General features: G+C 71.6%; 22 protein-coding genes. 11 read left to right on the top strand and 11 right to left on the bottom strand.

What is annotated here, in order from left to right; all coding sequences use genetic code 11:
* Window positions 1-4 precede the first annotated feature (4 nt).
* Together CP976_RS06240 and CP976_RS06235 are read left to right on the top strand one after the other, a co-directional pair.
* Complete coding sequence (locus CP976_RS06240) at window positions 5-415, top strand: DUF742 domain-containing protein (protein ID WP_150479415.1); 411 nt, start codon at window positions 5-7, stop codon at window positions 413-415.
* A 63-nt stretch (window positions 416-478) separates the two neighbouring features.
* Window positions 479-1,084: a GTP-binding protein gene (locus CP976_RS06235; protein WP_150479414.1), complete on the top strand. Its 606-nt coding sequence runs from the start codon at window positions 479-481 to the stop codon at window positions 1,082-1,084.
* A 16-nt stretch (window positions 1,085-1,100) separates the two neighbouring features.
* Here the strand turns inward: CP976_RS06235 and CP976_RS06230 are convergent, their stop codons facing one another.
* Window positions 1,101-1,529 (bottom strand): PPOX class F420-dependent oxidoreductase, encoded by a 429-nt coding sequence (locus tag CP976_RS06230; protein ID WP_150479413.1) that lies wholly within the window; start codon window positions 1,527-1,529, stop codon window positions 1,101-1,103.
* A 104-nt stretch (window positions 1,530-1,633) separates the two neighbouring features.
* On the opposite strand from CP976_RS06230, the gene CP976_RS06225 reads away from it, so the two are divergent.
* The 4 genes from CP976_RS06225 to CP976_RS06210 all read left to right on the top strand — a co-directional run bounded on the left by CP976_RS06225 (window position 1,634) and on the right by CP976_RS06210 (window position 4,428).
* Window positions 1,634-2,047, top strand: coding sequence for a roadblock/LC7 domain-containing protein (locus tag CP976_RS06225; RefSeq protein WP_086850870.1), 414 nt, complete (start codon window positions 1,634-1,636; stop codon window positions 2,045-2,047).
* Between the two features lie 125 nt (window positions 2,048-2,172).
* The gene (locus tag CP976_RS06220) at window positions 2,173-3,150 is read left to right on the top strand and encodes a DUF6397 family protein (RefSeq protein ID WP_150479412.1); all 978 of its coding nucleotides are present in this window, start codon (window positions 2,173-2,175) and stop codon (window positions 3,148-3,150) included.
* A gap of 110 nt (window positions 3,151-3,260) precedes the next feature.
* Window positions 3,261-3,632 carry a VOC family protein gene (locus tag CP976_RS06215; protein WP_150479411.1) on the top strand — a complete coding sequence of 124 codons (372 nt, stop codon included), beginning with the start codon at window positions 3,261-3,263 and terminating at the stop codon, window positions 3,630-3,632.
* 10 nt (window positions 3,633-3,642) lie between these two features.
* Entirely contained in the window at window positions 3,643-4,428 is a 786-nt protein-coding gene (locus CP976_RS06210) for an Fpg/Nei family DNA glycosylase (protein ID WP_150479410.1), read from the top strand.
* A gap of 84 nt (window positions 4,429-4,512) precedes the next feature.
* On the opposite strand, the gene CP976_RS06205 is transcribed toward CP976_RS06210, so the two are convergent.
* The 4 genes from CP976_RS06205 to CP976_RS06185 all read right to left on the bottom strand — a co-directional run bounded on the left by CP976_RS06205 (window position 4,513) and on the right by CP976_RS06185 (window position 8,732).
* Window positions 4,513-4,755, bottom strand: a complete 243-nt coding sequence (locus CP976_RS06205) for a hypothetical protein (RefSeq protein ID WP_373304897.1) — start codon at window positions 4,753-4,755, stop codon at window positions 4,513-4,515.
* 176 nt (window positions 4,756-4,931) lie between these two features.
* Window positions 4,932-5,189 carry a DMT family protein gene (locus CP976_RS06195; RefSeq protein WP_373304898.1) on the bottom strand — a complete coding sequence of 86 codons (258 nt, stop codon included), beginning with the start codon at window positions 5,187-5,189 and terminating at the stop codon, window positions 4,932-4,934.
* A gap of 119 nt (window positions 5,190-5,308) precedes the next feature.
* The gene (locus tag CP976_RS06190) at window positions 5,309-6,181 is read right to left on the bottom strand and encodes an acyl-CoA thioesterase (protein ID WP_150479408.1); all 873 of its coding nucleotides are present in this window, start codon (window positions 6,179-6,181) and stop codon (window positions 5,309-5,311) included.
* Window positions 6,182-6,218: 37 nt separating this feature from the next.
* Window positions 6,219-8,732, bottom strand: coding sequence for a DEAD/DEAH box helicase (locus tag CP976_RS06185; protein ID WP_167537285.1), 2,514 nt, complete (start codon window positions 8,730-8,732; stop codon window positions 6,219-6,221).
* Between the two features lie 144 nt (window positions 8,733-8,876).
* Here CP976_RS06185 and CP976_RS06180 point away from each other — a divergent pair, with 144 nt between their 5' ends.
* The gene (locus CP976_RS06180; protein WP_150479406.1) at window positions 8,877-9,671 is read left to right on the top strand and encodes a metal-dependent hydrolase; all 795 of its coding nucleotides are present in this window, start codon (window positions 8,877-8,879) and stop codon (window positions 9,669-9,671) included.
* Window positions 9,672-9,696: 25 nt separating this feature from the next.
* Here the strand turns inward: CP976_RS06180 and CP976_RS06175 are convergent, their stop codons facing one another.
* The 4 genes from CP976_RS06175 to CP976_RS06160 form a co-directional block, all read right to left on the bottom strand.
* On the bottom strand, window positions 9,697-9,942 hold the full coding sequence (locus CP976_RS06175) for a type B 50S ribosomal protein L31 (RefSeq protein WP_150479405.1): 246 nt from the start codon (window positions 9,940-9,942) through the stop codon (window positions 9,697-9,699).
* Between the two features lie 35 nt (window positions 9,943-9,977).
* Window positions 9,978-10,448 (bottom strand): DUF5709 domain-containing protein, encoded by a 471-nt coding sequence (locus tag CP976_RS06170; protein WP_150479404.1) that lies wholly within the window; start codon window positions 10,446-10,448, stop codon window positions 9,978-9,980.
* A gap of 1,003 nt (window positions 10,449-11,451) precedes the next feature.
* A complete protein-coding gene (locus CP976_RS06165) occupies window positions 11,452-13,233 on the bottom strand; it encodes an ABC transporter ATP-binding protein (protein ID WP_150479403.1) in 1,782 nt (593 codons plus the stop codon).
* Entirely contained in the window at window positions 13,230-15,050 is a 1,821-nt protein-coding gene (locus tag CP976_RS06160; protein ID WP_150479402.1) for an ABC transporter ATP-binding protein, read from the bottom strand. Before CP976_RS06160 ends, CP976_RS06165 begins: the two co-directional genes overlap by 4 nt.
* A gap of 223 nt (window positions 15,051-15,273) precedes the next feature.
* Between CP976_RS06160 and CP976_RS06155 the strand changes: the two genes are divergently transcribed.
* Together CP976_RS06155 and CP976_RS06150 are read left to right on the top strand one after the other, a co-directional pair.
* Window positions 15,274-16,881, top strand: a complete 1,608-nt coding sequence (locus CP976_RS06155) for a peptide-N4-asparagine amidase (RefSeq protein WP_190146974.1) — start codon at window positions 15,274-15,276, stop codon at window positions 16,879-16,881.
* 174 nt (window positions 16,882-17,055) lie between these two features.
* Window positions 17,056-18,435 (top strand): cation:dicarboxylate symporter family transporter, encoded by a 1,380-nt coding sequence (locus tag CP976_RS06150; RefSeq protein ID WP_150479401.1) that lies wholly within the window; start codon window positions 17,056-17,058, stop codon window positions 18,433-18,435.
* Between the two features lie 68 nt (window positions 18,436-18,503).
* On the opposite strand, the gene CP976_RS06145 is transcribed toward CP976_RS06150, so the two are convergent.
* Entirely contained in the window at window positions 18,504-18,881 is a 378-nt protein-coding gene (locus CP976_RS06145) for a VOC family protein (protein WP_150479400.1), read from the bottom strand.
* 85 nt (window positions 18,882-18,966) lie between these two features.
* Window positions 18,967-19,416 carry a MarR family winged helix-turn-helix transcriptional regulator gene (locus tag CP976_RS06140; RefSeq protein WP_150479399.1) on the bottom strand — a complete coding sequence of 150 codons (450 nt, stop codon included), beginning with the start codon at window positions 19,414-19,416 and terminating at the stop codon, window positions 18,967-18,969.
* Between the two features lie 105 nt (window positions 19,417-19,521).
* Between CP976_RS06140 and CP976_RS06135 the strand changes: the two genes are divergently transcribed.
* Both CP976_RS06135 and mltG read left to right on the top strand, forming a co-directional pair.
* Window positions 19,522-21,324, top strand: a complete 1,803-nt coding sequence (locus CP976_RS06135; RefSeq protein ID WP_150479398.1) for an ABC transporter ATP-binding protein — start codon at window positions 19,522-19,524, stop codon at window positions 21,322-21,324.
* 43 nt (window positions 21,325-21,367) lie between these two features.
* Window positions 21,368-22,213 (top strand): endolytic transglycosylase MltG, encoded by an 846-nt coding sequence (gene mltG, locus CP976_RS06130; protein ID WP_150479397.1) that lies wholly within the window; start codon window positions 21,368-21,370, stop codon window positions 22,211-22,213.
* The last annotated feature ends 8 nt before the right edge of the window (window positions 22,214-22,221 follow it).

Below are 22,221 nucleotides of genomic sequence, written 5' to 3'. Positions count from 1 at the left end.
GCAGATGACCGAGGACATGATGGGCACCCCGCCCGAGCAGGGCAGCCAGTGGTACGACCACGAGGCCGGCCCGCTCGTCCGCCCCTACGCCATGACGGGCGGCCGCACCCGGCCCGGCCCCACCGGCGTGCGGTTCGACCTGATCGCCCTGGTCACGCTGGACCCGTCCGCGCCCGGCGTGGACGACGTCCCGCTCGGTCCGGAACACCGGACCCTCCTCGACCTGTGCCGTACGGAGACCCAGTCGGTCGCCGAACTCGCCGCGGGCGCGGACCTGCCCGTGGGCGTCGTCAGGGTCCTCCTCGGCGATCTCCTGGAACTCGGCAGCGTCACCGTCAGCCGCCCCGTGCCGCCGGCACAGCTGCCCGACGAGCGCATCCTGCGCGAGGTGATCGCGGGACTGAGGGCGCTGTAGACGCCGGCACACCGCCCACGTACTCACCTCACCCCTTGCCGGCACTCCCGAGAGAAGTGATCAATGGTCTCCGAAGACTCCGACGCCACCGGCGGCGACACCTCCGCACTGGCGTTGAAGATACTGGTCGCCGGCGGGTTCGGCGTGGGCAAGACCACCCTGGTGGGCGCCGTCAGCGAGATCCGGCCGCTGCGCACCGAGGAACTGCTCAGCGAAGCAGGCCAGTTGGTGGACGACACCGACGGTGTGGACCACAAGACCACCACGACCGTCGCCATGGACTTCGGTCGCATCACCATCCGCTCCGGCCTCTCCCTGTACCTGTTCGGCACGCCGGGCCAGGACCGGTTCTGGTTCCTGTGGGACGAGTTGTCGCAAGGGGCGCTCGGCGCGGTGGTCCTCGCGGACACCCGTCGCCTGGAGGACTGCTTCCCCGCGGTCGACTACTTCGAGCACCGGCGCATCCCGTTCGTGGTGGCCGTCAACTGCTTCGCGGGCGCCCGGCGGCACGGCGCCCAGGACGTCTCGCGCGCCCTCGACCTCGACCGGGGCACGCCCGTGGTGTTGTGCGACGCCCGGGACCGCGACTCGGGAAAGGAGGTGCTGATCCGGCTCGTCGAGTACGCCGGGCGGATGCACACCGCCCGGCTTCTCGACTCGGTCGGCTGACCGGGATTCCTCTCCGTCAGTCCGCGACGTCCCGCTCCGCGAGGACCCTGTCGATGGTGACACGGACCAGGAGTTCGCCCGGGACGCCGTTGCGGGCGCCGAACTCCTCGGCGCGCTCCTCGCCCATGTACCGGGCGCCGATGCGGGTGGCCCAGTGCCGTATCTCGTCGAGGTCCTCCGAGACCCGGGCGCGGCCCCGCACCACCACGAAGGAGTACGGCGGCCGGTCGTCGTCCACACACAGGGCGACCCGGCCGTCACGGATGAGATTGCGCCCCTTCACGCTGTCCTTGCCGGTGTTGAACACCAGCGCGTCACCGTCCAGGACGAACCAGATCGGGGTCACGTGCGGGCTCCCGTCGGCCCGGACCGTGGAGAGCTTTCCGGTGCGGGTGCCGTGGGAAACGAACTCCCGCCATTGCGCGTCGGTCATCTTCTCTGCCATGGCTCCCATCCTCCTTGCCCCCGCAGCGGTCGTGGGGAAGGCTGGCGTGGAGATCCTCCGGCCAGGAGGAGAATCGCACGGGGAGAAAACGGGGAGATCGGAACATGGCGCAGAACCAGGGACTGGACTGGCTGCTGGACGACCTGACCGAGCGCGTCCACCACGTGCGGCACGCACTGGTCCTGTCCAACGACGGCCTGGTGACAGGGGCGAGTACCGGCCTGCGCCGCGAGGACGCGGAACACCTCGCGGCCGTGTCGTCCGGACTGCACAGCCTGGCCAAGGGCTCGGGACGGCACTTCGGCGCGGGCAGCGTACGCCAGACGATGATCGAGTTCGACGACGCGGTGCTCTTCGTCACAGCGGCCGGCACGGGCAGTTGTCTGTGCGTCCTCAGCGGCGCGGAGGCCGACATCGGCCAGATCGCCTACGAGATGACACTTCTCGTCAACCGGGTCGGCGAGCACCTCGACGTGGATGCGCGCCAGCCCGAACGGAAACCGGAAACAGGCATCTGACCTGCACGTTCGTCACCCCCGCGGAGTTATCCACAGGCTCGCCACGAGGTGCGCCGAAGCGGCTACGGTTTTTTCACGGCAACCGCACACGGCGTGAGCCGCCGACTCCACGGGGGAGACCGACCATGTCAGGAACCATCGCGAAACCCGACCGCCTCACCTGCGCCGCCAGCTGGGCCGCTCGCCAACTCGACCTGAAGCGGGGCGAGTTCGACCTGGCGGTGAATCTCGGACTCATCCGGACCGTGCCCGACGAAGGAGGCGGAGGTCGACGGGTCGCCCGCGCCGAGCTCGACCGGCTGCGCGCCGAGGACGGCTTCCCGGACGCGCTGCGCGAGCGCGTCGCGACCGCAGGAACCAACGAGGGCGCCGAGCTCATGGACGTGACGCCCACCAGGTTCACGAGCCTCGCGCGCTTCGGCCTGCTGGTGCCCGTGCGCTTCTATCTGAACCGCTACCGCACCGTCGTATGGCTGTATCTGGCCGAGGAGCTGCGGCAGTTCGCGAGCGAGGCGAGCAACGCCCGGCTGCTGACCGGCCGCGCGCCCGCGGAGGTGCGGGAAGGACTGAAGGCGGGGCTGGACCGGCGGCCCCGCAACTGGCGGGGACGGCACATCGGGTTCCTGCTGCGGCAGGCGGGAGACGACCCGTGGGCGCATGCGGCGGCCGTCGCCTGCCTCCTCGACCCGGCCGACGTGGCGGAGGTCGTCGAGGACCCGTACGAGCGCGCCCACCTGGACCGCTGCCGCCCCCGGCTTCCGGCGCACGGCGCGCCCGGCTCACCCGCCGCCGACCGGGCCCAGGAGCTCATGACGGCGAGCGAGCCGGACGAAGTGGCCTGGTTCCGTGCGGATCTCGCCCACACGATGGAAACGGCCCGAAGGCAACGCCCGGCACCACGCCCGGCCCCGGAACCGGCCCTGACCTCGGCGCCGGGACCGGTACCGGCCCCGACCTCGGCGCCGGGACCGGTACCGGCCCCGACCTCGGCGCCGGGACCGGTCGCGGCTCCGGAGGAAGACCGGTCCGTGCCCCCGGCCCCCACGCCTTCCCATGGCGTTCTGGGCTGGCTGCGCCGCAGAGGCCGGCGGCCTGTGGGGTGACCCTGCCCCCGCCTGGGCGGAGGGCACGCCCTGCCGTTCGCCCGATAAGCGATGAGTTTCCGGATGCGTCCCGGTCTGACCTGTGAGGAAACTATGTCCGGGAGGCGATCATGTTCGGTACGACGAAGGCGTACAGCGGTTTCTCCGTGAACGACATCGAGGCGGCCAGGAAGTTCTACGGCGACACGCTGGGACTCCGCGTCTCGGAAGAGCACGGCATGCTGATCCTGCACATCGCGGGTGGCCGGGACATCCTGGTCTACCCGAAGGAGGATCACACCCCGGCGACCTACACCATCCTCAACTTCCCCGTCGACGACATCGAGGCGGCGGTCGACGAGCTGAGCCGAAAGGGGGTGCGTTTCGAGCGCTACGACCACCTCAAGGCGGACGACAAGGGCATTTTCCGCGGCGGCGGCCCGCTGATCGCCTGGTTCACCGACCCGGCGGGGAACGTGCTGTCCGTCCTCCAGGAATCCTGACCCGTCGGTCATGCCCGAGCTGCCCGATGTCGAGGGCTTCCGTCAGGTGCTCGAGTCCTGTGCGAAGGGACGGGTCGTGCGGCATGTCGAGGTGCGGGACGCGGGCGTCCTGCACGGGGTCGGGGTCCGGGGCCTGCGTGACGCGCTGGAGGGCCGCCGCTTCGGCACCCCGGAGCGGCACGGCAAGTGGCTGCTCGCCCGCACCGGCGGCCCCACCCTGGTGCTGCACTTCGGCATGACCGGGCGGCTGGTCTGCGGTCGTCCCGACGATGCCGTCGAGGCCCACGACCGGGTGCTGTTCACCCTGAGCGGCAACCGTCAGCTGCGCTTCCGGGACCAGCGCAAGCTCCAAGGCCTGTGGCTGGCCCGCGACGACTCCGACCTCGACCGGCTGCTGGGGCGGCAGGGCCCCGACGCGATGGCGGTGGACCGCGCGGATTTCGAGGCCGTGCTCTCGTCGCGCCGAGGGCACCTGAAGACCGCGCTCACCGACCAGTCCGCCCTGGCCGGCCTCGGCAATCTGCTCGCCGACGAGATCCTGTGGCGTGCCCGGCTGCGCCCCGACCGCCTGGCGCGTGAGCTCACCCAGGACGACCGCCGCCGCCTGTACAGCGAGATGCGCAGAACCCTGCGGTCCGCCGTCAGCGCCGGCTGCGTGCCGCCGCGGGACTCCTGGCTCACGGGACACCGTGACGACCCCGACCCCAGGTGCCCGCGCTGCGGCAGCGGTCTGCGCCGGTCCCGCATGGCGGGCCGCGGCACGGTGTGGTGCCCCCGGTGTCAGCCGGAGGGGTGATCCGTCCGGCCAGGACCGGTCAGTCCCGGGGGCAGGACAGCGTTCGGGCCGGCCCGGACCGGACAGTCGCCGGGGGCCAGGCCCTCACGGCACTCCCGCCGTCCGGTGGTCCTGGTCCTCGTCCGGCGCCACGAGTGACTGTGTGAACGGAATTCGCGAGAGGGCGAGCACCCCTGCGGCGCTCAGCGCGACGCCGAACAGCTGGGGCAGCAGCCACCACCCGGCGCGGACCGTCTCCTCGTACAGGGTGATGTCGAGGGCGAGGCTCACCATGGCGTCGCCGAGGGTGAGCGCGGGCTGCGAGGCGACCAGGGGACCGGCCTGCATCGCGTTCTCCAGCCGCTGTTCGCACGGTGCGGCGAGAGTGCGTGCCGGGCGTCGCGGGGCAGGCGGGACTTTGCGGACACGCCCTAGTGGTCGCGTCGCTGCTGATGTCGCCGTCGCCGCTCTGCGACGCCCGGAGGGCCGGGCCCGGGCGGCGTGTCTGGGAGGCGCGACGGCGATCAGCTACGCGGTGACTGCACGATCGTCAGCGGTCCGGTCGCCAGCGCCAGCGCCTGGCAGACGGCGGCGCCGATCACCGCGAGGATGCCGGCCAGCCAGACGGGCCGGCGCAGCAGGTCGGTGATCAGCCCGGCCCTGAGCCCCTGGGAGTGCGGCACGGTGAGGGCCGCCTTGCGCTGCAACACCGTCGCGACGGCGTTGCTGAGGGCCGCGCAGACCGCGAAGACGACGGGGAGCACGGTGTGCAGCGTGGTCACCTCCCGGACCGGCGGGCGGGTGATCGCTGGCAGAGTGCCTCCTCCCGCCATGGTCGCCGGAACCGGGCATGGGCGCGATCGGAGCCCCGAAGAGCGGCCCCGACCGGCACATGACCAGGTCAGTCGAGCTTGCGGAAGAGCCCCTCCTGCACGACCGACACGACCAGCCGGCCCTCACGGTCGTAGATCCGGCCCCGGGCCAGACCGCGGCCGCCGACCGCGATGGGCGACTCCTGGTCGTACAGCAGCCAGTCGTCGGCCCGGAACGGGCGGTGGAACCACATGGCGTGGTCCAGTGACGCCATGTCGAAGCCCCGCGGGCCCCAGAGCGGCTCGACCGGGATGCGGACCGCGTCCAGAAGGGTCATGTCGCTGGCGTAGGTGAGGGCGCAGGTGTGCACGAGCGGGTCGTCGCCGAGCGGCCCGACCGCGCGCATCCACACGGCGCTGCGCGGCTCGGCGTCCGCGACCTCCTCGGTGGCCCAGCGCAGCCGGTCCACGTAGCGGATGTCGAAGGGCTGGCGGCGGGCCATCCGCTCCAACTGCTCGGGCAGCGCGCCCAGATGCTCGCGGATCTCGTCCGTGACCGTGGGCAGGGACTCCGGGTCCGGGACCTTGCGGGCCGGCGGCAGCTGGTGCTCGAAGCTGCCCTCCTCCGGCTTGTGGAAGGAGGCGGTGAGATTGAAGATCGTACGGCCCTGCTGCACGGCCGTGACCCGGCGGGTCGTGAACGACCGCCCGTCGCGCACCCGCTCGACCTGGTAGACGATCGGCACGCCCGGGATGCCCGGGCGCAGGAAGTACGCGTGCAGCGAGTGCACGGGACGGTCGCCGTCCGTGGTGCGGCCGGCGGCGACCAGGGCCTGGCCCGCCACCTGGCCGCCGAAGACCCGCTGGAGGGACTCCTGCGGACTGCGGCCACGGAAGATGTTGACCTCGATCTGCTCCAGATCGAGCAGGTCGACCAGTCTCTCGGCCGGGTTCGTCGTCATGCGTGGGATTCTCCTGTGTTCGCTGCTGCCCGGCCGTTCACAGCTGGCCGACGTCGGTGACCCGGACGACCGCGCGGCTCTCCGCGTCCGAGGCGGTCAGGTCGACCTCCGCGCTGATGCCCCAGTCGTGGTCGCCGTTCGGGTCGTGGAAGATCTGCCGGACCCGCCACAGGGCGTTCTCCGGCTCCTCCTCGATGATCAGCAGCTTGGGGCCACGGGCGTCGGGGCCGGTGCCGAGGTCGTCGTACTCGTCCCAGTACTTGTCCATCGCCTCGCCCCACGCGTCGGCGTCCCAGCCGGACTCCGCGTCCATCTCGCCCAACTCCTCGACCTGGTCGAGGGCGGCCAGCTCCACCCGGCGGAACATGGCGTTGCGGACCAGGACGCGGAAGGCACGCGCGTTGGCCGTGACCGGCTTGACCTCGTCGGCCTTCTCCTGGGCCTCCTCGGCGGTCATCACCTCGGGGTTGGCGAGCTGCTCCCACTCGTCCAGCAGACTGGAGTCGACCTGGCGCACCATCTCGCCCAGCCACTCGATCAGGTCCTGGAGGTCCTCGGACTTGAGGTCGTCCGGGACGGTGTGGTCGAGGGCCTTGTAAGCGCTGGCCAGGTAGCGCAGCACGATGCCCTCGGTGCGCGCCAGCTCGTAGTGGGACACCAACTCCGTGAAAGTCAGCGCCCGTTCGTACATGTCCCGGATGACCGACTTCGGCGACAGCGGATGGTCACCGACCCAGGGGTGGCTCTTGCGGTACGTGTCGTACGCGTGGAAGAGCAGCTCCTCCAGCGGCTTCGGGTACGTGATGTCCTGGAGCCGCTCCATGCGCTCCTCGTACTCGACGCCGTCCGCCTTCATCGCGGCCACGGCCTCGCCGCGCGCCTTGTTCTGCTGGGCGGCGAGGATCTGCCGCGGGTCGTCCAGGGTGGACTCGACCACGGACACCATGTCGAGCGCGTACGACGGAGATTCGGGGTCAAGCAGCTCGAACGCGGCCAGCGCGAACGTGGACAGCGGCTGGTTGAGCGCGAAGTCCTGCTGGAGGTCGACGGTGAGGCGGACGACGCGGCCGGTCGCGTCCGGCTCATCGAGCTTCTCGACGATGCCGCCGTCCAGCAGCGAGCGGTAGATCGCGATGGCGCGGCGGATGTGCCGCAGCTGCTGCTTGCGCGGCTCGTGGTTGTCCTCCAGCAGGTGGCGCATCGCCTCGAAGGCGTTGCCGGGGCGGGCGATCACCGACAGCAGCATTGTGTGCGTCACGCGGAACCGGGAGGTCAGCGGCTCCGGTTCGGAGGTGATGAGCTTCTCGAAGGTCTGCTCCGACCACGCGACGAAGCCCTCGGGCGCCTTCTTGCGGACGACCTTGCGGCGCTTCTTCGGATCGTCACCCGCCTTGGCGAGCGCCTTCTCGTTCTCGACGACGTGCTCGGGCGCCTGCGCGACGACGAAGCCCTCCGTGTCGTAACCGGCCCGCCCGGCACGGCCCGCGATCTGGTGGAACTCCCGGGCGCGCAGGGTGCGCACGCGCGTGCCGTCGTACTTGGTGAGGGCCGTGAACAGCACCGTGCGGATGGGGACGTTGACGCCCACGCCGAGCGTGTCCGTGCCGCAGATGACCTTCAGCAGGCCGGCCTGCGCGAGCTTCTCCACCAGGCGGCGGTACTTGGGCAGCATGCCGGCGTGATGGACGCCGATGCCGTGCCGGACGTAACGGGAGAGGTTGCGGCCGAACTTCGTCGTGAAGCGGAAGTTGCCGATCAGCTCGGCGATCTGCTCCTTCTCCTCGCGCGAGCACATGTTGATGCTCATCAGCGCCTGCGCCCGCTCCACGGCCTGCGCCTGCGTGAAGTGCACGATGTAGACGGGCGCCTGCCGGGCTGCCAGCAGGTCGGTGAGCGTCTCCGTGAGCGGGGTGTAGCGGTACTCGTACGACAGGGGCACGGGGCGGGTCGCCGACCGGACCACCGCGGTCGGGCGGCCGGTGCGGCGGGTGAGGTCCTTCTCGAAGAAGGAGACGTCGCCCAGCGTCGCCGACATCAGCACGAACTGCGCCTGCGGCAGTTCCAGGATCGGGATCTGCCAGGCCCAGCCGCGGTCGCCCTCCGCGTAGAAGTGGAACTCGTCCATCACGACCTGGCCGACGTCCGCCTGCTTGCCGTCGCGCAGCGCGATCGACGCGAGCACCTCGGCGGTGCAGCAGATCACGGGGGCGTCGGAGTTGACGGACGCGTCGCCGGTCAGCATGCCGACGTTCTCCGTGCCGAAGATCTTGCACAGTTCGAAGAACTTCTCCGACACCAGCGCCTTGATCGGGGCGGTGTAGAAGGTGACCTCGTCCCGGGCCAGCGCGGCGAAGTGCGCACCCGCCGCGATCATGCTCTTGCCGGAACCGGTGGGCGTCGACACGATCACGTTCGCGCCGGAGACCACCTCGATCAGCGCCTCCTCCTGGTGGGGATAGAGCGTGAGACCCCGCTCACCGGCCCACGACTCGAAGGCTTCGTACAGGGCGTCGGGGTCGGCGGTCCGCGGCAGCTGATCGATGAGGGTCACGCCCCCCATCTTGCCTGGCCTCCTGCCCGATGCGGGAATCGGCTGCGGGCACGAAGATCGCGAACGCTACGCTGTGTCGCCGACGGGATGTCACGCGCCGGTCAACTGGACAGCGGTACACGAGGAATGGGGCGGGCAACGCCGATGATGGGACCAGCACACTCACTGTCGGGCGGCGCCGCCTGGCTCGGCGTCGGTGCGGCGGCCGCCGCGGCCGGGCACCCGATGCCCTGGCCGGTCCTCCTCGTCGGCGCTCTGATCTGCGCCGGTGCCGCGCTCGCCCCCGACCTGGACCACAAGGCGGCGACCATCTCGCGGTCCTTCGGACCGGTGTCGCGCTGGCTGTGCGAGATCGTCGACAAGCTGTCGTACGCCGTCTACAAGGCCACGAAGAAGCAGGGTGACCCGCGTCGCTCCGGCGGGCACCGGACGCTCACGCACACCTGGCTGTGGGCGGTGCTGATCGGTGCGGGCACCTCGGTCGTGGCGATCACCAGTGACCGCTGGGGGGTGCTGGCGATCCTCTTCGTGCACATGGTCCTGGCCATCGAGGGTCTGCTGTGGCGCGCGACGCGCGGTTCCAGCAGCGAGGTCCTGGTGTGGCTGCTGGCCGCGGCCACCGCGTGGATCCTCGCGGGTGTGCTGGACAAGACGGGCAACGGCGCGGACTGGCTGTTCACGGCGCCGGGCCAGGAGTACCTGTGGCTGGGCCTGCCGGTCGTGCTGGGCGCGATCGTGCACGACATCGGGGACGCGCTGACCGTCTCCGGCTGCCCGATCCTGTGGCCGATCCCCGTAGGCCGCAAGCGCTGGTACCCGGTCGGGCCGCCGAAGTTCATGCGGTTCCGGGCGGGCAGCTGGGTGGAGCTCAAGGTGCTGATGCCGGTGTTCATGCTGCTCGGCGGGGTGGGCTGCGCGGCGGCGCTCAACGTCATCTGAGCGCCTGCCGAGCCGGAGGACGGGCTCAGCGGCCGCCGTACCGGCGCTCGTACGCGGCGACCCGGCCCTCCGAGTCCACCGTGCGGGCCTTGCCCGTGTAGAAGGGGTGGCTCTCCGAGGAGATCTCCACGTCCACGACCGGGTAGGTCTCGCCGTCGTCCCACTCGATGGTCTGGTCGCTGGTCGCGGTGGACCGGGTCAGGAAGGCGTAACCGGCGGCCCGGTCGCGGAAGACGACGGCGTGGTAGTCGGGGTGCTTGTCCTGCTGCATGGCTGCTCCTCGTGCGGCTCGGGTCGGTTCTGCGATCAGCCGGGCAGGACGTCCTCGTCGACGATGTGCACGGCTGCCTCCTCGGCCGACGCCGCCGCGCCGTCGATGCCCACGTCCATGGCGACCAGCGCGCTCTCCTCGTCCTCGTGCGCGCCCTCGTCGGGGGCCACGAGCCGGCCGGAGCGGGCGTCGCCGACCTCGTTGTCCAGGAGTTCCCCGTCGGTGCCCTGGCAGTCCCCGAGACCGTCACCGTCCGGGGCGACGGGCTCCGGCAGCTCCTCGGCGAGCCGCTGGTCCAGCGTCTCGCCCCGCTGCCGCTCCGCCGCGGTGACGCCGCTGTGCTCCACGGCCCAGGGCCGCTCGGGAGGGGACCAGCCCCGGTCGAGGGGATCGTCGACGCCGTCGTACTCCAGGGTGTCCTCGGCGTCGAGCAGCCCCGTGTCCTCTCTCTGCTCGGATGGTTCCGGCTGGTAGACGTCGTCTCCCCAGCCGTCGGAGCTCTTCACGGGTACCTCCAGGGGGTGGGGCGGGCCCGTTCACACCGGGGCCCGCGCCGGGCCGCCGCCACACGGAGCACTGACGCCGCCCGCCGCCGGACCGCTGCCGCGGTTCCCGGGCGATCCCCCGAGCCGGTGCCTGTTTCCAGCCTTCCACCCAGCCTCGGGACCGCGCAACGCCACGGAACGCCTCCGGCGGTCACCAACCAGGAGGCCGCGCCGGCCCTGGTCCGTGCCGGCCCTGGTCCGTGCCGGCCCTGGTCCGTGCCGACCCTGGCCCGGGCCGAACCCGGGCCACCTCCGGAGGCCCACCTCCCGAGACGCCCCCGGAGGTGGCCTGCGGCGGAGCCCCCGGAGGTGGCCTGCGGTGGAGCCCCCGGAGGTGGCCCTGCGGAGGTAGCCCCCTAGAGGTGGCCCTGCGGAGGGTGGCCCGCGAAGCCCCCCGCGAAGCGCCCCCCCGCGAAGCGGCCTGCCGGACGTGGCCCTGCGGAGGTAGCCCCCTGGAGGTAGCCCCCTGGAGGTAGCCCCCTGGAGGTGGCTTCCTGGAGGTGACTCTGCGGAGGTAGCCCCCGGAGGTGGCGCTGCCGAGGTAGCCGCCCGGAAATGGCCCTCGGGGTTGCTTCGTGGAGGTGGCCCTGCGGAGGCGGCCCCCCGGGGCGGATCCCCGGGACGGGCCTCCCGGGACGGACTTCCCGGGACGGGCCTCCCGGGACGGACCCCCGGAAGCGGCCCCCCCGGGCGGGACCGTCCGGAAGGCAGGACCGACCCAGATGCCGGTCGATCGGGGCCGGGCCCCGGACCGGACCGGACCGGACTGGGCCTGGCCGGAGCCGACCGTCCGGCCCCGCTCTCAGAGGGCAGGTCGTTCGGGACGCCGTGCCTCCCGGCCGGGCGCCCCGAGGCCCCGCGTCTCACGACGCGCGCCCCGAGGCCTCGCGTCTCACGACGCGCGCCCCGAGGCCTCGCGTCTCACGACGTCCTTGTCACCCTCGGCACCGGCGTCACCGGCTTGTCAGCCGTGCCACGACCTCCACAACGCCGCATACGCCCCATCCGCCGCCACCAGTTCCTCGTGGCTGCCCAGTTCGCTGATGCGGCCGTTCTCGACGACGGCGATGACGTCCGCGTCGTGGGCGGTGTGGAGGCGGTGGGCGATGGCGACGACCGTGCGGCCGTCGAGGACCTTGGCCAGGGATCGTTCCAGGTGGCGGGCGGCGCGTGGGTCGAGCAGGGACGTCGCCTCGTCCAGGACCAGGGTGTGCGGGTCCGCCAGCACCAGGCGGGCCAGCGCGATCTGCTGGGCCTGCGCGGGGGTGAGCGTCAGTCCGCCCGAGCCGACCTCGGTGTCCAGGCCGTCGTCGAGCGCCCGGGCCCAGCCGTCCGCGTCGACCGCGCCCAGCGCCGCCCACAGCTCGGCGTCGCCGGCACCGGTCCGGGCGAGCCGGAGGTTGTCGCGCAGGGAGCCCACGAAGACGTGGTGCTCCTGGTTGACGAGGGCGACGTGGGCGCGGACGCGTTCCGCCGGCATCCGGGACAGCTCGGCGCTGCCCAGGGTGATCCGGCCGTCCCGGGGCGCGTAGATCCCGGCGAGGAGCCGGCCCAGCGTCGACTTGCCCGCACCCGAGGGGCCGACCAGGGCCAGCCGCGTGCCGGGGGAGACCTCCAGCGACACCTTGCGCAGGACGTCCACGCCGTCCACGTAGCCGAAGTGCACCCGGTCGGCGTGCACATGGCGTCCGTCGGGGGACACGGACGGGTCGCCGGCCTCCGGCTCGATGTCCCGGACTCCGACGAGCCGGGCCAGCGACACCTGGGCCACCTGGAGCTCGTCGTACCAGCGCAGGATCATGCCCACCGGGTCGACGAGCATCTGGGCGATCAGCGCGCCCGTCGTGAGCTGGCCGACGTCGATCCAGCCGTGCAGCGCGAACACGCCGCCGACCAGGAGGACCGAGGCGAGCACGGTGACGTGGGTGACGTTGACGACCGGGAAGAGCACCGACCGCAGCCACATCGTGTACCGCTCCCAGGCCGTCCACTCCCGGATCCGGCGCTCGGACAGCGCGACGCGCCGGTCGCCGAGGCGGTGCGCCTCGACGGTGCGCCCGGCGTCCACGGTCTCGGCGAGCGCGGCGGCCACGGCGGCGTACCCGGCGGACTCCGAGCGGTAGGCGGCCGGTGCCCGCCGGAAGTACCAGCGGCAGCCGGTGATCAGCAGCGGCAGGGCGAGCAGCACGGCGAGCGCCAGCGGCGGCGCCGTGACGACCAGCCCGCCCATCAGCAGCACCACCCACACCACGCCGATCGACAGCTGCGGCACGGCCTCGCGCATGGCGTTGGCCAGCCGGTCGATGTCCGTGGTGATCCGCGACAGCAGATCGCCGGTCCCGGCCCGCTCCAGCACGCCGGGCGGCAGCCCGACCGACCGTACGAGGAAGTCCTCGCGCAGGTCGGCCAGCATCCGCTCGCCGAGCATCGCGCCGCGCAGCCGCACCTGGCGGACGAACAGTGCCTGGACGGCCAGTGCCGTCACGAAGAGCCCCGCGGTGAGTTCCAGTCGCAGGTCCCGGGCCCCGTCGGACACCCGCTCCACAACCCCGCCCAGCAGCCACGGACCGGCCATCGAGGCGACGACGGCGACCGTGTTGACGAGGACGAGCAGGAGGAACGCCCGGCGGTGCCGGCGCAGCAGTTCGGCCACGTAGGCGCGGACGGTCGTGGGGGCACCGACCGGCAGGGTGTTCGCCGTCGTCGGAGCCGCCGGATCGTACGCCGGTGGCGCTACGCCGATCATGCCTTCTCCTCGATCTCTTCCAGTTCGTGCTCTTCCAGTTCGTGCAGGACGTCCTTCAGGGCGACGGAACCGGTCAGCGCGACCTCGTCGTCCGTCTCGCGGGTGACCACCGCGCGGTAGCGGGGCTCGGTGTGCACCAGCTCGCGGTGGGCGCCCACCGCCGCGACCTCGCCCTCGTGCAGGAACACCACCCGGTCGGCGCGGTCCAGCAGCAGCGGCGAGGAGGTGAGCACCACGGTCGTGCGCCCCGCGCGCAGCTCCCGCACGCCCTGCGCGATCCGTGCCTCGGTGTGCGAGTCGACGGCCGAGGTCGGCTCGTCCAGGACGAGCACCTCCGGATCCGTGATCAGCGACCGGGCGAGCGCGAGCCGCTGGCGCTGGCCGCCGGACAGGGACCGGCCGCGTTCGGTGATCCGGGCGTCCATGGGGTCGGCGGCGTCCACCGAGCCCTGCACCAGCGCCGCGAGCACGTCGTCGCACTGCGCGGCAGCCAGCGCCGCCCGCGGTTCGACAGCGCCCGACGCGGGCACGTCGAGCAGTTCGCGCAGCGAGCCGGACAGCAGCACCGGGTCCTTGTCCTGGACGAGGACGGCCGTGCGGGCACAGTCCAGCGGGAGTTCGTCGAGCGGCACGCCGCCCAGCAGCACTGACGTGCCCTCCTGCGGCGGGTGTCCGCCCAGTCGTTCCGCCAGCCGGCCCGCCGCGTCCGGGTCGCCGCACACCACGGCCGTGAGCAGGCCGGCGCTCGCGAGCAGCCCGGTGTCCGGGTCGTACAGGTCTCCGGAGGGGAGGTCGGCCTGGCGCGACCCGGCGGTGTCCGTGGCCCGCTCCAGCGCGAGCACGCCCGCGGCCCGTTTGGCGGACGGCCGGGAGAAGGAGTACGCCATGGCGATCTCCTCGAAGTGCCGCAGCGGATAGGTGAGGACCATCACCGAGCTGTAGACGGTGACCAGTTCGCCGACGGTGATCCGGCCCTGGCGCGCCAGGTGCACGCCGTACCAGACGACGGCGATGAGCAGCAGACCCGGCAGCAGGACCTGGATCGCGGAGATCAGGGACCACATCCGGGCGCTGCGCACCGCGGCGTGCCGGACCTCCTGGGAGGCGCGGCGGTAGCGGTCGAGGAACAGTTCCTCACCGCCGATGCCGCGCAGTACGCGCAGGCCGGCGACGGTGTCCGAAGCGAGTTCGGTGGCGCGTCCGGCCTTCTCGCGCTGGACGTCGGCGCGCCGGGTGGCACGGGGCAGCAGGGGCAGCACGGCGAGCGCCAGCACGGGCAGACCCACGGCGACGACGACGCCGAGCGCGGGCTGGTAGACGAGCAGAGCGGCGCAGACCAGCACGATGGTGACCAGGGCGGCGGTGAACCGCGACCAGGCCTCCACGAACCAGCCGATCTTCTCGACGTCACCCGTGGAGACCGCCACGACCTCACCGGCCGCGACGCGCCGGGTCAGCGCCGAGCCCAACTGGGCGGCCTTGCGGGCGAGCAGCTGCTGGACGCGGGCGGCCGCCGTGATCCAGTTGGTGACGGCGGTGCGATGCAGGAAGGTGTCGCCGACCGCGTTGCCGACGCAGGCCAGCGCCAGCAGGCCGCCCGCCAGGGCGAGTTGCCCGCCGGAGCGGTCGACGACGGCCTGTACGGCGACACCGACGCAGAACGGCAGCGCGGCGACGGAGGCGAAGTGCAGCAGCCCCCAGGCCAGCGACTTGAGCTGCCCGCCCAGCTGATTCCGGAAGAGCCACCACAAGAATCGGGGACCCGAACGCGCGTCCGGCACGCCCGGGTCGGGGTACGGAAGGTCTTGAATCTGCATGACGTCCCAGTGGCTCGTGTCAGGGGGGAATGGGGGGTGGAGGGATGGGGGGATGGGGGTTCGGCCGAGGGCAGCAAACCGTGACAGGTTCGCCTCGCCGCGTGGTCGGAGGCAACCGGTTTTCGACCCACCGAACGGAACCGGCCGACAGGGGTGGGAACAGGGCTGCGCGGCGGACAGGAGCTCATTGCGGAGGCGGCGGACTCCCCGTAGAACACCGCCCATGAAGAGACGGATCGTCATGTCCATGCTTGCCGGGGCGACCCTCCTGGCGAGCACCCTCCTCGGGACCGGTCCCGCCCGTGCGGCCGACGTCCCCGCCGAGTTCGGCACCGACTGGCACGACCCGGTCACGGCCGCCCCGCCCGTCGCGAAGCCCGGCGGCAGGGCCTGCGAAGTCACCCTGGCCCAGGCGCAGTTCCGCGACTTCACCCCGTACCGGGGCACGTACACACCGCCCGCCGACTGCGGTGACCGCTGGAGCAAGGTGGTGCTGCGGCTCGACGGCAAGGTCAAGGGGCGCCAGTACGACCGGCTCGGCTACCTGCACGTCGGCGGGGTCGAGATCTTCCGCACCTCGACACCGCAGCCCTCGCCCGACGGCATCGAGTGGTCGGTGGAGAAGGACGTCACCCGCTACAGCGACACCTTCCGCGGCCGCCAGGACGTCGAGATGCTCATCGGGAACGTCGTCGACGACACCTACACGGGTGTCCTCGACGTCAAGGTCACGCTGACGTTCCATCAGGGCCGCCCCGACGGGAAGAGCCCCGACCGGGTCCTCACGCTCGACCAGGGGACCGACGGCGCGACCACCCTCACCACGCCGCGCAACAGCGAACGCGTCGTCGCCGAGGTGTACGCGACCGGCTCCGGCGGCGGCTGCGAGGAGTACTGGTACCTGACGGTGCCCGACCCGGCGCCGTACTCATGCAAGGCGGGCCAGGGCCCCTACCGCGAGGTGCAGATCCGCGTGGACGGCCGGCTCGCGGGCATCGCCGCACCGTTCCCCACCGTGTGGACCGGCGGCTGGTCCAACCCGTTCCTCTGGTACGTGATCCCGGGCCCGCGCGCCTTCGACATCAAGCCGATCACCTATGACCTCACCCCCTTCGCCGGGCTCCTCAACGACGGCCGCCCGCACCGCGTCGAGGTCTCGGTCGTCGGCGTGCCCGAGGGGCAGACCGGCTGGAGCACCCCTGTGAACGTCCTCGTCTGGCAGGACGAGCAGCGCGCCCACGTTCCCGGGAAGCTCACCGTGCACAAGTCGGGCGACCTCACCAACTCCTCGTCGTATACGCCCGCTTCGGAGCACCGGGTCGACACCGAGGGCGCCCACCGGCTGACCGTCGCCGGATACGTCGACACCTCGCACGGCCGCGTCACGACCACTGTCAGCCGTTCGCTCGCCACCTCCTCCGAGCACCGCTGGGTGGACGGCGAGACGACCGATGCCCTCGACGCCACCTGGACCGACGACGAGTCGGTGACCGTCGACGGACGCGGACCGGCCCGCACCACCCGCACCGACCGGACCTACACGATGGACGGCACGACCACCCTCGGCGCGGGCGACCGGCTGCGCACCGTGCTGACCCTCGGCGACCGCGCCACGGCCGTCGAGACGCGCGGCGGCCGCCGTACGGCGTGGTCACGGCTCGACGACTCCTACGCGGGAGACGCCACCTACACGGCGAACGTGCCCCGCGACCAACGGCACGCGGTCGGCACGACGAGCGAGCGCTACCGGCTGTACGGCTCGCACGGTTGCTACGACCGCACGCTGACCACCGTGCAGGGGGTGCTCACGGGGGACCGCCACCGCTGCTGACGGGGCGGGTGTGACCTATGTGACACGCGCCACTTAGGGTGCTTTTACATGGCCGAAACGTTGCGGTCTTGTGCGCGATCAAGACAGCCTCCAGAGTGTACGGCTACGGAATGCGCTTTCCGTATTGCAGAAGTCCCCTCCGGCTTCCGTGCTCCGTCCCCCCAAGGAGGCCCCGTGCCACCGTCCGTACCGTCCCTACAGCGGCGCGTCGCACGCACCCTGCGAACCTCACTCTTCGCGCAGGTTCTCTGCGCGCTCGTCCTGGGAATCGTCGTCGGGAAGCTGTGGCCGGACACGGCCACGGCTTTCCAGCCGCTCGGCGACGGTTTCACCCGGCTCATCAAGACGGTGATCTCGCCTCTGGTGTTCTGCGTGGTCGTCGTCGGCATCGCCAAGGCCGGTGACCTGAAGGCGTTCGGCCGGATCGGGGTCAAGGCCCTCATCTGGTTCGAGGTCGCCTCGACGGCCGCCCTGGTCATCGGCCTCGTCGCCGCCAACGTCGTCGGGCCCGGCAAAGGCATGAACGTCGACCCCTCCTCGCTGGACGCCGCCGCGGTGAACCAGACGACGGGCGGTGGCCAGCTGCCCTCGACGACCGAGTTCGTCCTCAACGCGCTGCCCGAGAGCTTCGTCGGGGCCTTCGCCGAGAACGAACTGCTCCAAGTCCTCATCCTGGCCTGCCTGGTGGGCGCCGCCCTGCTGCACCTCGGGCACACCAAGGTGCCGAAGATCCTGCCCGCCATCGACCAGGCCCAGGAAGTGATCTTCACGGTCGTCGGCTTCATCATGCGTCTGGCCCCGATCGCGGTGTTCGGCGCGATGGCCCACCTGGTCGGCAACTACGGGCTGGGCGTGATGAAGACGTACGCCAAGCTCATCGTGCTCTGCTACGTGGCGGCCGCGCTGTTCGTCGCGCTGCTCGCCGTCGCCCTGCGGATGGTGACCGGGCTCAGCCTCTGGAAGTTCCTGCGCTACATCCGCGAGGAGATGCTGCTTGCGCTCGGCACCGCGTCCACCGAGTCGGTCATGCCGCGCGTGATGCAGAAGCTGCGCCGGGCCGGTGCCCGCGACGACGCGGTGGGTCTGGTGCTGCCCACGGGCTACTCTTTCAACCTCGACGGCGCCTCGCTCTACTTGTCCATCGGCACGCTGTTCATCGCCCAGGCCGTGGGCGTGGATCTGAGCCTGGGCCAGCAGATCACCGTGGTCCTGGTGCTGATGCTGACCAGCAAGGGCATGGCGGGCATCCCCGGCTCGGCGTTCCTCGCCCTGTCCGCGACGGCCTCGTCCCTGGGCGCCATTCCGGCCGGAGCCGTCGCCCTGCTGCTCGGCGTGGACCGCATCATGGACTCGATGCGTGTCGTCACGAACCTGCTCGGCAACTGCGTCGCCGTGTTCGCGGTGTCCCGCTGGGAGGGTGCGCTGGACATCGAGCGGGCCAAGAAGGTGCTGGACGGCGAAACCGCGGCCGAGGACCTGGAGGGCGGCGACGAGCCCGTTCCCGCGGAGGTTCCCGCACAGAAGACCAAGGAGACCGTCGCCGACGCCAGTTGACGACGGCAGGCGAGTGAGCCGCGGTCACCGCCCGGAACAGCGGGCGGCGATCGCGGCTCTTCGTGTGTTCAGTGACGCACCAGGCAGAAGGGATGCCCCGCCGGGTCCGCGTACACCCGCCAACTCCGCCCGTCCGCACCGGCGTCCAGCACCTCGGCGCCCTGGGCCAGCACCTGCTCCTGTGCGCGATCCAGGTCCGCCACGCCGAAGTCCAGGTGGAACTGCTGCGGCCGGGCGGGATCCGGCCACCGCGGCGGCCGGTGGTCCGCCACCCGCTGGAAGGCCAGCACGAATCCGGACGGCGTGTGCAGCGTCGCCCAGCCCTCGTCCAGGGACCATCGCCGGTCCGGCTGGTTGACGACGCCGCCGAGGAGCGACTGGTAGAAGCCGGCGAGTTCCGGTGGAGCGGGGCAGTCCAGCACCACGCACTGAAGGTCGGCGATCATGGCGGGAGTCTAGGGGTCTGTCCGGCGGATCAGACCCCGCGCCTGCGGCCTGACCCGAACGAGACTCTGGCCGCCCTCCCGCGCGTCAGCGGGACCCCACCGGCGTCCCGTCGATCAGCGTGTCCAGCAGCCCTCCCAGGGCCGCGCGCTGCTGCTCCGTCAGGGGGGCCAGGATCTCCTCCGCGGCCGACCTGCGCGCCGCCCGCAGTTCGCGCAGCGCACCCCGGCCGTCGTCCGTGAGCTCGATGCGGATCACCCGCCGGTTCGCCGGATCCGGGACCCGGCGTACCTTGCCGCTCGCCTCCAGCCCGTCGACCAGCGTGGTCACGGCCCGGGGCACCACTTCCAGGCGCTCGGCCAGGTCGGCCATTCGCGGCGGCGACCCCCAGTGCGCGAGGGTGCGCAGCAGCCGGGACTGGGCCGGTGTGATGCCGAGGTCGCGATGCTCCAGATGGCGCTTCTGGATGCGGTGCACCCGGCGGGTGAGCCGCAGCAACTGCTCGGCCAGCAGGCCGTCGGAGTCGGGGGAGGTCATGCGGGAACAATATCAGGATGATGTTCATTGTGAGTATAGGTAACAATGAGCTACGATCCGATTCGCCGCCCTCGCCCCGGCCGTACCGCTCTCTCGAAGGAGCCCATGCACCCCGACCGTGAACCCCCCTGGACCGCACCCGCCGAGTCGAAGGAAGAGCCCCGGCAGGTCCGCCGCATCCTCAGGCTCTTCCGCCCCTACCGGGGCCGCCTCGCGATCGTCGGCCTGCTGGTCGGCGCCGCGTCGCTCGTCTCGGTCGCCACGCCCTTCCTGCTGAAGGAGATCCTCGACGTCGCGATCCCGCAGGGGCGTACGGGCCTGCTCAGCCTGCTCGCGCTCGGCATGATCCTCAGCGCCGTCCTCACCAGTGTCTTCGGTGTCCTCCAGACGCTGATCTCCACCACGGTCGGCCAGCGGGTCATGCACGATCTGCGCACCGCCGTCTACGGCCGCCTCCAGCGCATGTCCCTCGCCTTCTTCACGCGCACGCGGACGGGTGAGGTGCAATCCCGCATCGCCAACGACATCGGCGGCATGCAGGCCACCGTCACCTCCACCGCGACCTCCCTGGTCTCCAATCTCACCAGCGTGGTCGCCACGATCGTCGCGATGGTCGTCCTCGACTGGCGCCTGACCGTCGTCTCGCTGCTGTTGCTGCCGGTGTTCGTGTGGATCAGCCGCCGCGTCGGCAACGAACGCCGGAAGATCACCACCCAGCGCCAGAAGCAGATGGCCGCCATGGCCGCCACGGTCACCGAGTCGCTCTCCGTCAGCGGCATCCTGCTCGGCCGCACGATGGGCCGCTCCGACTCGCTGACGAAGTCCTTCGCCGACGAGTCCGAGGAGCTCGTCGACCTGGAGGTGCGGTCGAACATGGCCGGCCGCTGGCGCATGGCCGTCATCACGATCGTCATGGCCGCCCTGCCCGCCGTCATCTACTGGACCGCCGGCATGGCCCTCCAGCTGGGCGGCCCCGAGGTCTCCCTCGGCACGATCGTCGCCTTCGTCTCGCTCCAGCAGGGCCTGTTCCGCCCGGCCGTGAGCCTGCTGTCGACCGGCGTGCAGATCCAGACCTCGCTCGCCCTCTTCCAGCGCATCTTCGAGTACCTCGACCTGCCGATCGACATCACCGAGCGCGCGGACCCGGTGCGTCTGGACCGGGTCAAGGGAGAGGTCCGCTTCGAGAACGTCTCCTTCGGCTACGACGACAAGGGCGGCCCGGTCCTCGACGGCATCGACCTCACCGTCCCGGCCGGCGGCAGCCTCGCGATCGTCGGCCCCACCGGCGCCGGCAAGTCCACGCTCGGCTACCTGGTGCCCCGCCTCTACGACGTGACGGGCGGCCGCGTCACCCTCGACGGGGTCGACGTCCGCGACCTCGACTTCGACACCCTGGCGCGCGCGGTCGGCGTCGTCTCGCAGGAGACGTACCTCTTCCACGCCTCGGTCGCCGACAACCTGCGCTTCGCCAAGCCCGACGCCACCGACGAGGAACTCCACCAGGCGGCGAAGGCGGCGCAGATCCACGACCACATCGCGGCCCTGCCCGACGGCTACGACACCGTCGTCGGCGAGCGTGGCCACCGCTTCTCCGGCGGCGAGAAGCAGCGCCTGGCCATCGCCCGGACCATCCTGCGCGATCCGCCGGTCCTCATCCTCGACGAGGCCACCAGCGCCCTGGACACCCGGACCGAGGCCGCCGTGCAGGACGCCATCGACGCGCTGTCGGCCGACCGCACCACGCTGACCATCGCCCATCGGCTGTCCACCGTCCGGGGCGCCGACCAGATCGTGGTCCTCGACTCGGGGCGCGCGGTCGAGCTCGGTACGCACGAGGAACTGCTGGAACGGCACGGCCGGTACGCGGCGCTCGTACGCCGGGACGCCCAACTGGAACCGACAAGATGAAAATATGCCGGGTTTACGGCGATATGCGGGTTACCGTGCCCGCATGCAGAAGAACACTCCGCCACGGAGCACGATTCGACTGACGCGCCGGGGCCGGATCGCCCTCGTCGCGACCGGAGCCGTCGTGGTCGGTACCGCCGTGGCGGTGCCGCTGCTGACCCTGGCGCCCGTGGAGGACGGCCGGCCCACGACGCTGGTGATCCCGGAGGGCCGGCGGGCGAGCCAGGTCTACGCCGCCGTCGACAAGGCCCTCGCCCTGCCCCCGGGCAGCACGAAGAAGTCCCTGGCGAAGGCCGCCCTCAAACTGCCGAACGACGCCGCGGGCAACCCGGAGGGCTACCTCTTCCCGGCGACCTATCCGCTCCAGGAGAAGACGACCCCGGAGAAACTCCTGGCGCTGATGGTCGACACCGCGAACGCGAAGTTCAACGGCGCGCCCATCACCGCGGGGGCGCAGCGCAACGCCATGAACGTCTATCAGGCCGTCACCATCGCGAGCATCGTCCAGGCGGAGTCGGCCACCAAGGCCGACATGGGCAAGGTCGCCCGGGTCGTCTCCAACCGCCTCGAACGCGGTATGCCGCTCCAGATGGACTCCACCATCAACTACGCGCTGGGCCGCTCCGCCGTGCGGACGACGGCGAGCGACAGGCGGATCGACAGCCCCTACAACTCGTACCAGCGCATGGGCCTGCCCCCCACCCCCATCGACAACCCCGGCGAGGAAGCGATGCGCGCGGCCGTCAACCCACCCCCGGGCGACTGGCTCTACTTCGTCACGGTCAGGCCGGGCGACACCCGCTTCACCGCGGACTACGCGGAACACCAGCGGAACGTCGCGGAGTTCAACGCGCACCGGAAGGAGGACGGCGCGCGGGCGGCCGGATGACCCACCCG

Origin of the sequence: Streptomyces coeruleorubidus, assembly GCF_008705135.1 — a bacterium.
Taxonomy (GTDB): Bacteria; Actinomycetota; Actinomycetes; order Streptomycetales; family Streptomycetaceae; genus Streptomyces; species Streptomyces coeruleofuscus.
Note: the sequence above shows the minus strand (reverse complement) of the source record. Positions and strands in the feature narration are given on the sequence as shown.

Coding starts and splice junctions, on each gene's coding strand:
- CP976_RS06240 (WP_150479415.1), top strand. CDS start 5: ATGACCGAGGACATGATGGGCACCCCGCCCGAGCAGGGCAGCCAGTGG.
- CP976_RS06235 (WP_150479414.1), top strand. CDS start 479: ATGGTCTCCGAAGACTCCGACGCCACCGGCGGCGACACCTCCGCACTG.
- CP976_RS06230 (WP_150479413.1), bottom strand. CDS start 1,529: ATGGCAGAGAAGATGACCGACGCGCAATGGCGGGAGTTCGTTTCCCAC.
- CP976_RS06225 (WP_086850870.1), top strand. CDS start 1,634: ATGGCGCAGAACCAGGGACTGGACTGGCTGCTGGACGACCTGACCGAG.
- CP976_RS06220 (WP_150479412.1), top strand. CDS start 2,173: ATGTCAGGAACCATCGCGAAACCCGACCGCCTCACCTGCGCCGCCAGC.
- CP976_RS06215 (WP_150479411.1), top strand. CDS start 3,261: ATGTTCGGTACGACGAAGGCGTACAGCGGTTTCTCCGTGAACGACATC.
- CP976_RS06210 (WP_150479410.1), top strand. CDS start 3,643: ATGCCCGAGCTGCCCGATGTCGAGGGCTTCCGTCAGGTGCTCGAGTCC.
- CP976_RS06205 (WP_373304897.1), bottom strand. CDS start 4,755: ATGCAGGCCGGTCCCCTGGTCGCCTCGCAGCCCGCGCTCACCCTCGGC.
- CP976_RS06190 (WP_150479408.1), bottom strand. CDS start 6,181: ATGACGACGAACCCGGCCGAGAGACTGGTCGACCTGCTCGATCTGGAG.
- CP976_RS06180 (WP_150479406.1), top strand. CDS start 8,877: ATGATGGGACCAGCACACTCACTGTCGGGCGGCGCCGCCTGGCTCGGC.
- CP976_RS06175 (WP_150479405.1), bottom strand. CDS start 9,942: ATGCAGCAGGACAAGCACCCCGACTACCACGCCGTCGTCTTCCGCGAC.
- CP976_RS06165 (WP_150479403.1), bottom strand. CDS start 13,233: ATGATCGGCGTAGCGCCACCGGCGTACGATCCGGCGGCTCCGACGACG.
- CP976_RS06160 (WP_150479402.1), bottom strand. CDS start 15,050: ATGCAGATTCAAGACCTTCCGTACCCCGACCCGGGCGTGCCGGACGCG.
- CP976_RS06155 (WP_190146974.1), top strand. CDS start 15,274: ATGAAGAGACGGATCGTCATGTCCATGCTTGCCGGGGCGACCCTCCTG.
- CP976_RS06145 (WP_150479400.1), bottom strand. CDS start 18,881: ATGATCGCCGACCTTCAGTGCGTGGTGCTGGACTGCCCCGCTCCACCG.
- CP976_RS06140 (WP_150479399.1), bottom strand. CDS start 19,416: ATGACCTCCCCCGACTCCGACGGCCTGCTGGCCGAGCAGTTGCTGCGG.
- CP976_RS06135 (WP_150479398.1), top strand. CDS start 19,522: ATGCACCCCGACCGTGAACCCCCCTGGACCGCACCCGCCGAGTCGAAG.
- mltG (WP_150479397.1), top strand. CDS start 21,368: ATGCAGAAGAACACTCCGCCACGGAGCACGATTCGACTGACGCGCCGG.